The organism is Christiangramia sp. LLG6405-1 (assembly GCF_045055805.1).
Taxonomy (GTDB): Bacteria; Bacteroidota; Bacteroidia; order Flavobacteriales; family Flavobacteriaceae; genus Christiangramia.
In genome coordinates, this window is the sequence record NZ_CP159330.1 from 2562209 (window position 1) to 2577967 (window position 15759).

The 15759-nt window shown below is 37.6% G+C and carries 15 protein-coding genes; 6 read left to right on the plus strand and 9 right to left on the minus strand.

The window, feature by feature from the left end; genetic code table 11:
* Positions 1 to 120: 120 nt before the first annotated feature.
* Together ABVM50_RS11765 and ABVM50_RS11770 are read left to right on the plus strand one after the other, a co-directional pair.
* Positions 121 to 1932, plus strand: coding sequence for a sodium:proton antiporter (locus ABVM50_RS11765; RefSeq protein ID WP_405198743.1), 1812 nt, complete (start codon positions 121 to 123; stop codon positions 1930 to 1932).
* A 25-nt stretch (positions 1933 to 1957) separates the two neighbouring features.
* Entirely contained in the window at positions 1958 to 3181 is a 1224-nt protein-coding gene (locus ABVM50_RS11770) for a glycosyltransferase (protein WP_405198744.1), read from the plus strand.
* Positions 3182 to 3257: 76 nt separating this feature from the next.
* On the opposite strand, the gene ABVM50_RS11775 is transcribed toward ABVM50_RS11770, so the two are convergent.
* The gene (locus ABVM50_RS11775) at positions 3258 to 4592 is read right to left on the minus strand and encodes an aspartate kinase (protein ID WP_405198745.1); all 1335 of its coding nucleotides are present in this window, start codon (positions 4590 to 4592) and stop codon (positions 3258 to 3260) included.
* A gap of 101 nt (positions 4593 to 4693) precedes the next feature.
* Here ABVM50_RS11775 and ABVM50_RS11780 point away from each other — a divergent pair, with 101 nt between their 5' ends.
* Positions 4694 to 5338, plus strand: coding sequence for a hypothetical protein (locus ABVM50_RS11780; protein ID WP_405198746.1), 645 nt, complete (start codon positions 4694 to 4696; stop codon positions 5336 to 5338).
* A 3-nt stretch (positions 5339 to 5341) separates the two neighbouring features.
* On the opposite strand, the gene ABVM50_RS11785 is transcribed toward ABVM50_RS11780, so the two are convergent.
* The 4 genes from ABVM50_RS11785 to ABVM50_RS11800 all read right to left on the minus strand — a co-directional run bounded on the left by ABVM50_RS11785 (position 5342) and on the right by ABVM50_RS11800 (position 8691).
* Positions 5342 to 5494, minus strand: a complete 153-nt coding sequence (locus ABVM50_RS11785) for a hypothetical protein (RefSeq protein ID WP_295179867.1) — start codon at positions 5492 to 5494, stop codon at positions 5342 to 5344.
* A 163-nt stretch (positions 5495 to 5657) separates the two neighbouring features.
* Entirely contained in the window at positions 5658 to 6734 is a 1077-nt protein-coding gene (locus ABVM50_RS11790) for a transporter substrate-binding domain-containing protein (RefSeq protein WP_405198747.1), read from the minus strand.
* A 34-nt stretch (positions 6735 to 6768) separates the two neighbouring features.
* Positions 6769 to 7221, minus strand: coding sequence for a 3D domain-containing protein (locus ABVM50_RS11795; RefSeq protein WP_405198748.1), 453 nt, complete (start codon positions 7219 to 7221; stop codon positions 6769 to 6771).
* 3 nt (positions 7222 to 7224) lie between these two features.
* Entirely contained in the window at positions 7225 to 8691 is a 1467-nt protein-coding gene (locus ABVM50_RS11800) for a Gfo/Idh/MocA family protein (protein WP_405198749.1), read from the minus strand.
* Positions 8692 to 8890: 199 nt separating this feature from the next.
* On the opposite strand from ABVM50_RS11800, the gene ABVM50_RS11805 reads away from it, so the two are divergent.
* Both ABVM50_RS11805 and ABVM50_RS11810 read left to right on the plus strand, forming a co-directional pair.
* Positions 8891 to 9322, plus strand: a complete 432-nt coding sequence (locus ABVM50_RS11805) for a peptidylprolyl isomerase (RefSeq protein WP_295179859.1) — start codon at positions 8891 to 8893, stop codon at positions 9320 to 9322.
* A gap of 142 nt (positions 9323 to 9464) precedes the next feature.
* The gene (locus ABVM50_RS11810) at positions 9465 to 9875 is read left to right on the plus strand and encodes an OsmC family protein (RefSeq protein ID WP_405198750.1); all 411 of its coding nucleotides are present in this window, start codon (positions 9465 to 9467) and stop codon (positions 9873 to 9875) included.
* A 32-nt stretch (positions 9876 to 9907) separates the two neighbouring features.
* On the opposite strand, the gene ABVM50_RS11815 is transcribed toward ABVM50_RS11810, so the two are convergent.
* Genes ABVM50_RS11815 through ABVM50_RS11825 form a run of 3 tightly spaced genes read right to left on the minus strand, consistent with a single transcriptional unit; the run spans position 9908 to position 13268 of the window.
* The gene (locus ABVM50_RS11815) at positions 9908 to 10597 is read right to left on the minus strand and encodes an N-formylglutamate amidohydrolase (RefSeq protein ID WP_405198751.1); all 690 of its coding nucleotides are present in this window, start codon (positions 10595 to 10597) and stop codon (positions 9908 to 9910) included.
* On the minus strand, positions 10594 to 11814 hold the full coding sequence (locus tag ABVM50_RS11820; protein ID WP_405198752.1) for a glutamate-cysteine ligase family protein: 1221 nt from the start codon (positions 11812 to 11814) through the stop codon (positions 10594 to 10596). The genes ABVM50_RS11815 and ABVM50_RS11820 overlap by 4 nt, the downstream gene beginning before the upstream one ends.
* Before the next feature lie 2 nt (positions 11815 to 11816).
* Entirely contained in the window at positions 11817 to 13268 is a 1452-nt protein-coding gene (locus tag ABVM50_RS11825; protein WP_405198753.1) for a RimK family protein, read from the minus strand.
* A 108-nt stretch (positions 13269 to 13376) separates the two neighbouring features.
* Between ABVM50_RS11825 and ABVM50_RS11830 the strand changes: the two genes are divergently transcribed.
* A complete protein-coding gene (locus tag ABVM50_RS11830; RefSeq protein ID WP_405198754.1) occupies positions 13377 to 14660 on the plus strand; it encodes a dipeptidase in 1284 nt (427 codons plus the stop codon).
* 1 nt (position 14661) lies between these two features.
* On the opposite strand, the gene ABVM50_RS11835 is transcribed toward ABVM50_RS11830, so the two are convergent.
* On the minus strand, positions 14662 to 15513 hold the full coding sequence (locus tag ABVM50_RS11835; protein WP_405198755.1) for an SdiA-regulated domain-containing protein: 852 nt from the start codon (positions 15511 to 15513) through the stop codon (positions 14662 to 14664).
* Between the last annotated feature and the right edge of the window lie 246 nt (positions 15514 to 15759).

Genomic DNA, 15759 nt, shown 5'->3' on the forward strand with positions numbered 1-15759 from the left:
ATGTTCTCCTAATTATAGCAAAACCCGGAGGATATGTCTTAAACAACAATCATAAATATTTCTCAAATCCTAACAACAGGTTTGGGATGGTACTACATTTAGCAAATTTTATTTATAGAAATGAGTCTGGAAATCATTGTTCTCTTTGTGATCATCCTTGTTGTGATCGTTCTGTTTGCGCTGGAAGTATTTCCGGTAGATAAGATCGCATTTATTATTCTGGGCCTCTTATTATTAACAGATCTGGTTTCTCCGGAAGAAGCCATTTCAGGTTTTTCCAGTCCCGCGACCATCACGGTACTTTGTCTTATGATCATAGCGATTGGACTCGAAGACAATGGCGTTATAGATCTTCTCGCCCAGGGAATGAGGAAATTAAAAGGTCTGCCTCTGCTTATTATGATCCCGGTTTTTATGTTTATCGCAGGAAGTATTTCCGCTTTTATAAACACCACGGCTGTAGTCTTAGTCTTTGTAAAGATCATCGATGAACTGGCAGAGAAATATGACATTCCCAGTTCAAAATTATTACTACCGGTTTCCTTTGCAGGCATCATAGGTGGCAGCTGTACACTTATGGGAACTTCTACGAACCTGATTGTTAATGCGGTGGCCGTTAAAAGAGGTGTCGAGCGCTTCGGATTCTTCGAATTTAGTTGGTACGGAGTCATTTTTATGCTCATAACTATTGCTCTGGTAAGTTTGATGGCGGGATTTCTTCCGAAGAAAAAACCCAGCGATCTTAATTCGGTTTATAAATTAGACGAGTTTATTACGAAAGGAATCGTTAGTGAAACCTCAAAACTGATTGGCAAAAATCTTCGGGATATCTTCGGCGATGAAAAGGATTCTATTGAAGTGATCAGGCTCAAACGTAAAGGAGTTATTAATGACCATCCAGGTAGATATACGACTTTAAAACTTGGTGATCAATTGCTACTTAGATGCAGTATAGAACAGCTTATACAACTGAAAGAAGAAGGTGATCTTACGATTATTAGAAATTCTGAAGCTGAAGCTGTAAAACCAATCGTGAACGAGGCTTCAGAAATTGAAGAAAACATTCAGCTGGTAGAAATATTAATGTTGCCTAACTCGCCTTTAATTGGTAAGAGTATTAAAACCGTGGGCTGGTATGATCTTCATGGAGCTGTTCCTTTGGCGATCAGGAAAAGAAGAAGCTTCAGAAATCCAAAAAGAAGAATATTCAATAAAAAGTCTGACGATATTGACCTTCGGGTTGGGGATCGTCTTCTGGTGGAAGTAACGCAAAATGACCTGCATGAACTTCAGAAAATGGACAATATTAGCATTCTGCAAAATCATGAGGAAATTAGTCTTGTATCTAAAAAGAAACGTTCACTTAGCCTCGGAATTTTAATTCTTGTAATTGCGCTATCCGCTTTTTCTATATTCCCAATTCTGAAAAGTGCCGTGATTGGCTGTTTTTTAATGATTCTGCTGAAGTGTATCGATCTTGGAAAAATCTATACACAGGTGAACTGGCAGATCATTTTTCTGCTGGCAGGAATGATCCCTCTAGGTGTAGCCATGAGCAATACCGGGGCAGATGACTGGATCTCCACCAATCTCTTACTTCTATTTGATGGCAAACCTAATTACAGCATTATAGGATTACTGTTTTTAGTAACGATGTTTCTAAGCGGGTTCATCTCGAACAATGCCACGGCGATCATCATTGCACCCATAGCGATCACCATCGCAACCAAGTTACAACTGGACCCAAAACCTTTTATTTTAGCAGTACTCTTTGCATCAAATTTCAGCTTTTTTACTCCGGTGGGTTACCAGACCAACACGATCATTTACGGAATGGGAATTTACAAGTTCAAACATTTCCTGATTATAGGTGGTGCTTTATCGATTGTGCTTTGGATTGCGGCAACCATCTTACTGAGCAGGCAGTTATAAAAATGTATTTTTGCTGGAAAAAATTATGTCCAGATTACTCATCATTGGTTATGTATGGCCAGAACCCAATTCCTCAGCTGCGGGCGCCAGAATGATGCAATTGATCGAATTTTTTAGAGAACGCAACTATAAAATCACCTATGCAACTTCAGCCCGAAGATCAGAAAATATGGCAGATCTTGAAGCATTAGGTGTTACCAGCCGGGAGATTCAGCCAAATAATGATGAGTTTGACGTTTTTGTACAAGAGCTGGATCCTCAAATCGTTCTTTTCGATCGTTTTATGATGGAGGAGCAGTTTGGATGGAGAATTGATAAATTTTGTCCCGATGCTTTAAAGATTCTGGATACCGAAGATCTGCATTCGTTGAGGAAAGTCAGAGAAACTATTCTGAAGTCCGGTCAGGAATTTGACGATGTTTATTTAGATGCTGATATTACGAAACGTGAAGCTGCGGCAATCTACAGGTGTGATATTTCTTTAATCATTTCTGAATTCGAAATGAACCTTTTAGTTGAAAAGCTGAAGATCCCGGAGCATATACTCTTCTACCTGCCATTTATGATGGAGACGGTTTCTTCTGAAAATAATAGCTACACTGAAAGAAGAGACTTTATTAGTATTGGTAATTTTCTTCATGAACCAAACTGGAGAGCAGTTCTAAATTTAAAAAAAAACATCTGGCCATTACTTAGAAAAATACTGCCAGATGCACAATTACATATCTATGGCGCTTATCCTTCGCAGAAAGTCTGGGATTTAGAGAATAAGGCTGAAAGATTTCTAGTTCATGGACGCGCAGAAAATGCTCAGAAAGTTATGAGTGATGCCAGAGTATGCCTTGCTCCTATTCAATTTGGAGCAGGATTGAAAGGTAAATTAGCGGAAGCAATGGCCTGCGGAACCCCTTCAGTAACCACAAGTATTGGTAGCGAAGGAATGGCTGGAGATTTAGAGTGGAATGGATTCATTGAGGACGATCCTGCACAATTTGTTGAAGCAGCTAAAATGCTGTATAACGATGAGCATCTATGGAACAGAAAAAGTGAACAGGGTTTAAAGATCCTGAAAGATCGATTCGATCAGGATATTCACCAGGCGAGATTCGATAGAAAATTAAATAATACTCTCAAACAGCTTCCGAAGCATAGAAAGGAGAACTTTACAGGTTTAATGATGAATCATCATCTCCAACGAAGTACTTATTTTATGTCCAGATTCATTCAAATGAAAAACTCTATAAATTAGAAAACCGCTGGAAGCATGGGCTACCCAACGGTTTTCACTACACAAAAAACAGTTTAACCAAACATCATCAGAAGCATCAAACAATGGCTTCAAAAGCCCTTCTGAACAATTTTTTATTGAGATTCTGCAAAGCTGCAGTCTTATAATTTGTATCTACTAAGAGTGAGATATTATTGTTGCTTCCTCCATAAGAGATCATTCTAACCGGCACGTCATCCAGAATTTCGAATAATCTTGGAGTTCCGCGATCGTCAATTAGTCCCTCACCAACCACACAAATGATACTGTGATCACGATCCACAGTAATCTCTCCATAAGCATTGAGTTCGCTTAAAATAGATTCAAGGTTCGAAACATTGTCAATAGTCAGTGAAATGGCAATTTCTGAAGTGGTGATCATATCAATTGCCGTTTCATATTTATCGAAAACTTCAAATATCTTCCTTAGAAAACCATGAGCCATCAACATCCTGTTGGATTTAATTTTGATAGCTGTAATATTATCTTTCGCTGAAATAGCCTTTAAACCTTTCGTTTCAGAAATTGCAGAAATGCAGGTACCAGGATCTGATGGTTTAAAAGTGTTTTTTAGAAATACAGGGATATTTTTATCTATAACCGGCGATATAGTTTGTGGATGAAGGATTTTCGCTCCAAAATAGGCTAGCTCTGCTGCTTCCTCGAAACTTAGCTGAGCTACCGGAAAAGTGTTTTCCACTACCCTTGGATCATTATTATGTAAACCATTAATATCGGTCCAGATCTGTATTTCAGAAGCATTTACAGCGGCTCCAATGATAGTTGCAGTGAAATCACTACCACCCCTATTTAAAGTCGAAATTTCCCCGCGATCATTAATTCTTACAAATCCCTGGGTTATATAAATAGATTCTTCAGGCTGCGATTTCATCTGAGCCTCAAGTAAATTTCCGACGAGTTCTGTATCTGGATTTTCTAGATTCGCAACCTGCATGAAATCCCTAGCATTCAACCATCTGTTAGAAAAATGATTTTTCGTCAAATAGAAGCTGAAGATTTTAGTAAGAATAGTTTCTCCAGTTGTCAATATCCTACATTCATTTTCTGCAGTGAATTCCTGAGAAGTAATATGTCTCAGTTTTGAAAGTTCAGTTTGCAGAATGTCGAAAACTTCATTTCTATCTTCTACGGAATTGAATAGTAATTCAATTTCCTGTTCATGCCTGATAAAAAGTGCTTCCAGAATTTCGTCGATCTCAACCTGATCTCTCTGTTCTACACTACTAGCAAGTTCTACCAGAAGATTAGTGACACCAGATATAGCAGACAATACCAACAACTTATTACCATCTACATTCTGAATGATACTTGAAACATTCCGGATATTCTCTGCAGAACCTACTGATGTACCTCCAAATTTTAATACTTTCATATCTTCCTGATTTCTCTCTGCATAAGTACATATAGTTTCAACTGCACTAAAGAAAATTGATCGATTTATATACATTTGCACATTATGTACAATAATTAACAATGAAGACAATTACTACGGTAGTCCATGACATTATAAGGCATCAACCATTTCTGGATGATGCAATTGCCAGGGACATTGTAAATTTTAGTGGTTTGGCTGCCGACATCCAACCTCAAGTTGAAAAGGAAATGCGTAAAACTGTAAAACAGGGAAGTATAATTATGGCACTTCGGCGTTACGCACCACATAGAACCAAGATCAATATGAAAAGCTTGAGAGAATTGGGTGATATAATTGTACGATCTGGCATTACTGAGTATACTTTCCTTAACAGTAAAACTATTATTGCAAACAAGGCTAAACTATTGGAATCTGTCAAGGATCAAACCGGAATTTACCTTAATTACTCCAGTAATTATCAGGAAAGTAATATTCTGGTTTCCTCAACTCTTACAGATCTGGTAGAAGATTGTTTCAGAAATGAAGTCAGGGTAACGGTAAAGAAGGAATTGTCTTCGATTACCATTGCGCTACCTAAGAATAGCTCTCAAACAGTTGGTCTATATTTTTATATGTTCAAATTACTTGCTTATGAGGGAATTCCAGTTTTTGAAATGATCTCAACGTCGAATTACTTCGCGCTTTTCCTGGAAAAAGAATATGTGAATAAAGCATTTTTGCTTTTGAATGAAATCAAAGCTTAAGTACTACCAGTATTCGTAATAAACACCTGTCATTGCAACCACTGTGAAAACGATAATAAATGCAATCGCTAAGTAGATAAGCTTATTTGAATTGCTATTATTTTCATTGAAGATGTTTGGGTCTGAAGTGGTTTCAGATTTGTTCCCGGTAGGCATATTTTTGGTCGTTTGGTTAGAAATCGACCCCAATATACTAATTATCAATAATTTAATTGCAGGAATTTTAAATATTTGATATTTGAATCCAAGAAAAAATATCATTTAAATTATTGTTGATTATCACTTAGGACGTAGAAATGGCGTTGATATCCACAAAGAATTAATTGTACTCCTTCACGATACTAGCCCATTCCATTGACTTCAGAATACGAACCAGCACAGGATCGATCATATCCCGATATTCAGAATTCTTCGGAAATGCATAACTATAATAATCCTTCTTCAAACTTTGCTCAATAATTTCCAGTTCGTTTTCAAGGTTCATTTGCTCAATATGGTACCTTAGGATGGGTTCATCATAGACTACGAGAAATGTTTCTTCCTTGTTAAGTTTGTCCAATGCCTCCATCCCATTATTGACAAGTTCGGTTTCAATATTATATAAATCAAGTAGTTCCTGAGAGCTTGAACTCAGTACGGTAGTTACTTCAAATCGATCGAGATCCTGAATGCTGCTTATTTCTTCATTAATACCTTTTACAGTTAATGAAGAAGCAATCCCGGCAGTAAAACTTGAAATTATAATAACGGCCATAAACATCCAGATAAGACCAATGATTCTTCCACCAAGTGTTCGAGGTGATTTATCTCCATATCCCACTGTAGTCATTGTCACTGCACTCCACCAGAATCCCTGTAAAATACCCCTTAAATTGCCTCCAAATTCTTCCTTATTCTGTTTTCTTTCAAATACCCATACTAGAAAACCGAAAATGAATATGACAAGTAAAAGCAATCCTATAATAGAGAAAAACTCCCAGCTAAATAGATTTTTAAGATGTCTTAGAGTTTGAGATTCAGATCTTTTGGCAACGCTGGTATGAGAGATAAAGTATGGTTGAGAGAATTCCATACGATGCATACGATTATCTGTCACTGTGACCGGATTGATACTGAAGTCCACCTCACCTGCTTCTATACCATCGAGTAAACTTCCAAGGTCCTTATACTCTTTGAATTCGTAATCTAATTGTAATTCCTCGTTGACCATTTTCCAGGAAGCTACGCTAAGACCTCTAAATTTACCGTTGTGCTTTTCAACAAAAGGCGCAGTTTCAGAAATACCAATCACTACTTTATTATTTTCCGAAGAAAGGCTATCCTGAGCGATAAGGGAATTGCTCCAAAAGAATATAAAACATACAAACAGGATAGTAAACCTGGAATAAGACATCATTGTAAACTTTAAATGAGCTCGAAGATAAACATTCCTATTTTTTCAACGAATCCTTCTGAAATAAGTAAGCAATATTTAGCTGCTTCTTCCCAAAATCTTTTGCCTTTGAAACATCCTGTCCCATATAGATATCGATCCTTTTTTTCCAGCGATAGTGCATTTTGTCTTTGATATAGAAAACACTGTCAAAACCTTCAATTTTGATAGGTGAATTATAAACCAGTCCCATCTTTAAAAGATCACGCGAAACTGCAATCGCATTCATACCTGGTCGTAATGTATCTCCCCAGGCAGTAATTCTAGGGTTATTTTGAGTTTGATATTCTACCGAGTTATAGGCGGTTGCCGTCACACAAATTGTATCCCAGTCTTCAACATCCTTATTACCATCAAATGCCGTACAGGCAGTTAGATAGATCATTAAAATAAACCCGGAAATCAAAATCGCAGATTTTTTAAGCCTGTACGTATATTTAGAGTACAGCATCCTTTAAGATAAAGTGAATCCTTCAGGATATTCTCGTTTAACAAATTGATTTGCTTCATCAAAATTGGTGACTTTCATATTTTCTGAATCCCAGATCATTTTCAGGTCTCTGCCTGGATAAATGATCTGGTCCTTACCGTTCGCGTCCTTTTTCTTATTCTGAATATCATAACCCCGAATGGCGAGATTTGCTATCAATAAAGATTCAGTCAAAGGACCTGCGATATCGAACGGCGAACTCAGTTTTTTATTGCCATACCCTGCAATAGCCGCTGCCACCCATTGAGCATAATGACCATCCATTCCATTAGGTACACGTTCGTAGGTCTCAGCTATATTTACTTCGTCTGTTTTTGAAGTAGGTAGTAATCGGGGATTAAGTCCGTAGGTACCACACATCATTTTACCTTTAGTTCCAATGATCAAGGCACCATTACCTCCGTCTCCAAATGTTTCTTCAGGACCTAATTCTTCAGGTCGCATAGGTTTGATACCGCCATCCATCCAATGAAGTTTGATATCATCAGCACCCGGAGTCTTGCCATCAAAGCTCATAATTACATGACTTGAAGGAGGACAGCTATCCGGGAAATAACCTCTCTGGAACTCATCTACATAGACACTTCCAACACTACATTCAACTTCTTTTGGATATTTGAGATCCAGTACGCTAAAAGGCGGTTCGATAAGATGACAACCCATATCCCCAAGAGCACCAGTTCCATAATCCCACCAGCCACGCCAGTTGAAAGGAACCAATCCATCCACATATTCTTTATGTGGAGCAGTACCAAGCCATAATTTCCAGTCCAGTTCAGAAGGGATTGCACTGCTAGTTTTTGGCCATGGGATTCCTTGTGGCCATACTGGTCTATTCGTCCATACATTTACTTCCTGTACTTCTCCAATTAGACCTGCGTCATACCATTCTTTCATTTTGCGCACTCCATCTCCTGAAGCACCCTGATTACCCATTTGAGTAACTACCTTATATTCTTTAGCTGCTTCTGCAAGCTTTCTGGCTTCATAAATATCATGTGTAAGTGGTTTCTGAACAAATACGTGTTTTCCGCGTTCCATAGCAGCCATAGTTTGTACAGCATGATTATGGTCTGGAGTTGAAACACTCACTGCATCGAAATTTTTAGATTCCTTATCAAACATTTCCCGGTAATCCTTATAATACTTCGCCTTTGGAAAAGCTTTTCGGGAAGCTGCCGCTCGCCTGTCATCTACATCACACAAAAATGCTATCTCAGCTTTGCCGCTTTTGTAAAAACTCATGATATCTGATTCTCCTTTACCTCCTACTCCAATCCCGGCGATCAATAACTTATCACTTGGTGCAGTAAAACCAGGTCCACCCAGTACATGCCTGGGAACGATCATAAATCCTGAAGCTGCAACTGCAGATTTTTTAATGAAATCTCTTCTGGTGTTTGAATTATTCTGAAAGGAAAATTTGCTCATTTTGTAAGGTGTTGGTTAGGAATTGCTTAAAGTTATCTTTTTTCAGATAATAAAACAATTAAACCTTGACTGACATATTGCCGGTGCAATCAGTTATTGTGTCGGGTAATTAGACCTTCGGCAAGGTCCTTGCACATTTATACTTGAAAATGGTGGAGAGAATATCGAAGCCTCAATTTGTAATGGAAAATAATATTTTATGAGTCAAGTTAAGCAGAATGATGCCGTAAAGGTACACTACACAGGAAAACTAGAAGACGGACAGGTTTTTGACAGTTCAGTAGAACGTGGAGAACCTATCGAATTCACTCTAGGTGAAGGTCAATTAATTCCTGGATTTGAAGAAGGCCTTATCGGTATGGAAGTTAACGAGAAGAAGACTATCAACATATCTAAAGATGAAGCTTACGGAGATCCAAAAGAAGAATTGATCCAGGAAGTTCAAAAAAATCAACTTCCAGAAGAACTTAAGCCAGAAGTTGGAATGCCATTGGTATCTAAAGGACCTGACGGTCGTGAGATCAATCTGGTAATTACAGATGTAAAGGATGAGACCATCGTAGTAGATGCAAATCACCCTCTAGCTGGAAAGGATCTTATTTTTGATCTGGAAGTAGTTGAGATCAAGTAATTGATCATCGAACATATTTGTAAAAGCCCGGACTATCCGGGTTTTTTTTTGGATTGTATTTGATATTCTGGTTAAGGTTATGATAATTCTTTTCGATTGACTGGTATGCTCCTTACATTAGATTAAAATCAAAATCTAAGTTATGATAAGAAAAGGATCAGCGGAGTGGAAAGGCTCTCTAAAAGAAGGAAAAGGAACAGTTAGTCTTGAGAGCGGAGTTCTTAAAGATGAACAATACTCATATAAGACACGTTTTGAAGACGGGAATGGAACAAATCCTGAAGAATTAGTCGGTGCAGCGCACGCAGGTTGTTTCAGTATGCAACTATCCGCTTTTCTTTCTGAAGATGGATATGAACCAAACCAGGTATCTACGACTAGTGAAATAACATTCGAGGATGGTGAGATTACAAAATCTCATTTGATCTTGACCGCAGATGTACCAGGAATTGATAAAGATGCATTTGACAAGATCGCTAATAAAGCTAAAGAAAGCTGTCCGCTTTCAAAATTGCTTAAAGCAGAAATCACATTGGAATACGATCTAAAATAAGAGATTAGATCCCCCGAATTAAAGCTCCTTATTTAAGGGGCTTTTTTTATGCACAGTTCTATGGATTTATAAATGGTTTTCTTCATATTCTCTTCCATGATATTCCTGGATACGAATTTTTGATTGACCTCAATCTCGATTCCAATATAATTATCTGGAAAATTTTTTCTCAGGTAAGTAGTAAAACCATCAGCTTTTCCATGATATGGGTAATTTTTACGAACTCTGTATCTAGATTCATCTGTAAAGAATGTTTTTAATTGATCACTCCATTCCTTCTCTAACCGAACCTTAGGGTCATAGAGAATTCCTATGTCACAATCTCTTTCAATATCATCCAGAACGGGAGTAAACGAATGAATCGAAAGATGTAGAACCGTATGATTAAATTTATGAAAATCCAGAATCAGATTCTCAACATGACGACGGTAAGGTAAATAGTGTTCTGCGATTACTTCACTCTTCTTAGAATGCTCAAGATTTTTTGAGAACCTGGAAAATAGCTTAGGATGGTGTAAAGATCGATTAGTCTCAATCAGTAATCTTCCAATATCCTGCGCATAGCTGGCATTTGATAAAGGTTCTAAATATTTGTAAAGATCGTAAGCGCCGGGATCATAACCCTCATGAGTATTTAGAACATCCTTCTGCTCTACAAATAAATAAACGTATTCAGGCGGAATTGCATTCGTAGCATGTTCGCAGGTAATTACTATTTTCATGGCCGGAACATACGATTCGACTGCAGACTTTCAGCGATCTTCAAATAAGTACGTTTTATGTTCGTTTCTGAAAAATCTCCTCTCAAGGATTTTAAAATACGTGATGCAAGACTGCCATTCTGTAATAAGAATTCAATATGATTCTGATGATTCACAGACAATTTATTACCTACGAGTTTATAAATGTTTTTCCAGATATTTCTTACTTCATTGTCTTTTTCAATATCAAAAATTGCCAGATACCGCTTGTTTGTAATAAGCGTATTTTCAGCATCCTTGATCACATCATTAAAGATGTCAAACAAATCATCTTCGTGCCAGGTCTTTTGATCTTCCAGAGAGACGAGCTCTTCACAAACCAATAATTTCAAAGCTTCTACTATAAAGGCGGCAATCGCAATATCTGCGGAAGGTGTTTCCTGAGTATCGATAACCCTGATCTCAATTGCATTCCTGTCGAACCGTGAAATAGCTCCTCTTGAATTTAAAAAATGATGATCGAGAATTTGTTCGGTATCATACTTTTTGATCGCTTTGTTTATAGGATCAAAGATCTTTTCGTGATATTCTTTCTTACTGAAGACCTGTTCAGGAATGACCTTCCCTGTCATATGAGGTATTTCCTTCTGGTTGGTTTTATAATAGTGCATTCTGGAATCCTTATATCCAGTGAAATGACCATCCAATACCGGGGAGCTTGCTGCCAGACCAGGAATGATTGGAAGTAAGATACGCACTGCTGCGTGCAACTTCTCAAATTCCTGGTCATTTGCAAAAGGCAGATTGATATGCATACTTTGAACATTGCTCCAACCATGTCCTCTGCAATCAAATATCCTGTTGTAGAGGTTGTAGATCTCATTATGATCATGTGGCCATAATTTTGTTTCTACCATAGTATCCATTAATGGATGGCATGCACCAGCCAGTAATTTTGAATCCATACCTCCCAGAAGCTTGTTGATCTCCTTTATATTCTGAAGAAAGTCATTTTCCAGATCTTCCAGACTGGAAACCGGACCGTTGGTTTTTAATTCCACTACATGTGCCACGAGCTCATTACTCCATTCAATCTTACCGTTTGAAACATCTGAAGTTAGAGTACCATTCTTGAGGGTAAACAATTCATCAACTGAAGGATTAACCTTCATGGTTTTATTATGCACGAGCATGTATTCCAGCTCTATTCCATAAACTTCAAATAAGTGATATGCCATTCTTAATTTTTTTCTAGTCGGTTTTTAAGAGCAGTAATAATATCAATATAGATCTTATCACCATAATACTCATCCTCTACTCCCGCATCAATATTGGGATTGTCATTTATTTCGATAACCACCGGGCCTTTTTCAGTTTCTTTAATATCGATTCCGTATAAGCCTGCACCCATAAGTTTTGCCGACTTTACCGCAATTTTAATTATTTCAGCAGGAACTTTTTCTATAGGCAGAGAATCTGCATTTCCATCCTGATCATATTTGTCTTCAGCATTCCAATTGTAGATCTGCCAGTGACCTTTTGCCATGTAGTATTTACTGGCGTAAAATGGTTTTCCATCCAGAATTCCAATTCTCCAGTCATATTCAGAATAAGAAAATTCCTGAGCGATAACCAGTTCTGACTCCTTAAGCATCGCAGATGCGAGCTCATAATATTCAGATTCCGTTTTTGCTTTTTTAACACCAAAAGAGAAAGTAGAATCCGGTGATTTTAAGACTACGGGCAAGCCGATGGTTTCCAGAACCTGACTCACATTTTCTTTGTGAACAATCATGGTTTGTGGCGTTGGTATTCCGGCATTTTGCAAAGCTTCAGCCATAAATACCTTGTTACAACATTTTAATATTGCATCTGGCATATCTACAAGCGCAATGCCTTCCTGCTGTGCCTTCCGTGCAAAAGCGTATGCTTCGTTATTTACTTCTGTACTCTGGCGGATAAACAGAGCATCGAAAGATGAAAGTTTAGAGAGGTCTTTAGGGGAGACAATTTCAGTATAAAAACCCATTTTTTCCGCAATCTCCACGAATTTTTTCAGGGCTTTGCTATTACTTGGAGGTGCGGAATCCCCATCTTTTACCAGGATTGCTAAGTCATATTCATAACTGGAAAGCTTCGGAGTATCATAACGCTTTTTACTAAAATATTGTTCAGCAAATGCATACATACTCCCTTTATGTTCTTCAGGAATTTCAGCTTCAGAAATCGCTTTGATACTTTTAATATTCCACTTGGTCGTAAAAGTGAATCGTACCCGCAATAATGGAATTTGAAAATGTCTGAAAAATGTAGCGCTCAATTCCTTGTATTTCGCGGCGACATTCTGCCCAAAATAGATACTTAGCGTAAACTCTTTGGATTTCAGACTTTTAAAACTACGCTGAATAAGATCGTCAAATTCATCAGAAACTATCCTGACCAACTTTGGTTCCCCAAGATCCACCAGATTCCTTATGGTTGGGATAGCTGAGTGTCCACGGGCTTCTGCCAGTAAAGAGACATAATATCCCTTGGACTGGTAAGAATAGTCTTTACAGAGATTAAATATTCGAACATTCCTGAGTTTCGCGAATTCGGGATTGGTAAGGTAATCCCGCGAAGAGATAATTTTCGTATTCTCAGGAGAAATGGTCCAGTTTTCAGGCTGGTTTACAACGATGTATTTATTCATTCAATTTATTGGTAACTCAAATCAAATGTATATTAAAATTCAATCGTAAATAAGATTTTAAGTTATCCTTAATTATAATTATTAAATTCAGCCTGAAAATCTAAGTTTATGAAATTATCAATATCAGGATTACTCCTTTTCTCTCTAGTATTTAATAGCAATGCACAAACACAGGATTCAGAATTGATCGAGAAAGCGACCAGCATACATGAGCGTGTCATTACTATAGATACGCACAACGATATCAATATCAATAATTTCACTACTGAAAAAAACTATACACAAGACCTGGACACCCAGGTAAATTTGCCGAAAATGATGGCTGGTGGTCTTGATGTTAGCTGGTTGATCGTTTATACAGGGCAGGGCGAATTAAATGAGCTAGGTTATGCTGAAGCTTATGAGAATGCAATTAGCAAATTTGAAGCGATTCACAGGCTTACAGAAACTTATGCTCCTGAAGCTATAGGACTGGCTAAAACTTCTGCGGAAGTAAGAAAGTTGGTTTCAGAAGGAAAAAAAGTCGCCATGATAGGTGTGGAAAATGCGTATCCTGTTGGAACAGATTTAAGCAGAATCAAAGAGTTTCACGATAGAGGAGTCAGATATATGTCACTTTCGCATAATGGTCATAGTCAGTTTTCAGACTCCAATACCGGTGAGGAGAATGATGAATGGCTGCACAATGGATTGAGCGAATTGGGAGAGAAGGCAGTTCTGGAAATGAATAAGTATGGAATTATGATCGATGTTTCACATCCCAGTAAAGAAGCGATCAAAGATATGTTTAGATTATCAAAAGCACCACTTATAGCTTCTCATTCTTCTGCCAGAGCACTTTGCAATCATAGCAGGAACCTGGATGACGAACTACTTGAACTGTTTCGTGAGAATGGCGGTGTCGTTCAAACGGTGGCGTTTAGTTCCTATTTGAATACTGAGAAACATAATACTTTTTCGAAGGCAGAAACTAAAGTTTACAAAAATACTGCAGATCAATTGGGCTTGAGTTATTTAGAAAGAGACAGCGTTCGAAAACTTGATGAAACAGCGAAAGAGAACTATTACACAGATCTAAAAAAGATAAGAACCGCCGCTAAGCCTGCCCTGGATAATTTAAATGAAACTTCAACTCCGGTGGCCGTAGTAGATTTCGTGGATCATATCGACTACCTCGTGAAAAAAATTGGTATTGATCATGTTGGAATTAGCTCCGATTTTGATGGTGGTGGTGGAATTTATGGTTGGGATGATGCCAGTGAAACGCTTAATGTAACCATCGAACTTGTTAGAAGAGGATATTCTGAACAGGAAATAGCGAAACTCTGGGGTGAAAACCTACTAAGAGTACTCGACGAAGTTCAGGATGTAAGTAGAAATATGCAGGGATAAATTAATTAAATTTTATTTCCCTGATATTTGCGGGTACTCCTACTCTTTCATTAGAAATAAAAATCCTGCCGTCTTTGGAAAATGCAATTCCTTCTGGTTGTTCGAATTCTGCTGGGTCAAGCAAGTGTATGGATTTTATACCGCCTTGTTGATCGGTAATTATTACCTTTTGAAATTCTGCATCCAGAATATATAGGTCTCCGGTTAATGGATGTAATGCAAGATCTGATGGTCTTAATAGTTTTCTGGGATTATGAGTTTTTAAACGTTCAAACTTTGGATCTTCGTAGTCAACTCTTAAGATTGGTTCTTTCTGCAGTTTTCTGGTTTCCGGATCATATTCATAAACACCTTTATAACCACTACTATTGTCCAGATTACGATCCTTGACTGTGATCCACAACTTTCCGTCTGGAGTTGCAGTCATACCTTCTATGTTGTTCCTGTATTCAAAATCCAACTGTATGCCTTCCAGTTCCTGATCTGCAACATCAAGATCTGAAATATCTATGATTCTCCCATTACTTTCAGCAACCCAGTAGACACCATCCAGATAAGTTAAAGCCTCATAATCTCCGGAATATGAAAACTTGTGTGTTTTGATGATCTCTTTCGTTTCCATATCAAAAGTAAACAGGATACCGTCCTCATCCTGCACACAGATCATAAGTCCGTCTTCATTATATACCATTCCGGAAACTTCATTTAATTCTGAAGGTAATTCCCATGACTCGACTATTTCATAAGATTTCTCAACATCATTAAAATCATAATCATTTAATTGGTAGATCGCGTAAATGATTCCGGCCAAAACAATGACCATAGTTACGATTCCAATAACCCACTTATTCATATAGACACATTTAAGTTCTAATGTACAATTAAGCCTATCTCATTGAAAAAGTTTAACAATACTTTGAACAGTGCACGCACCTTATAATGTTAAAATTTGTTAATTCAGTACCTTTTATTGCATAGTACTGTAACATAACAAGTTTTGCAGCGTCTATTAAATAGAAACCATCATCAACAACATCAAAATGGTTTAATAATCATCTAAAACATTAATTATGAGACATTCAATCAATCACACGAAAAG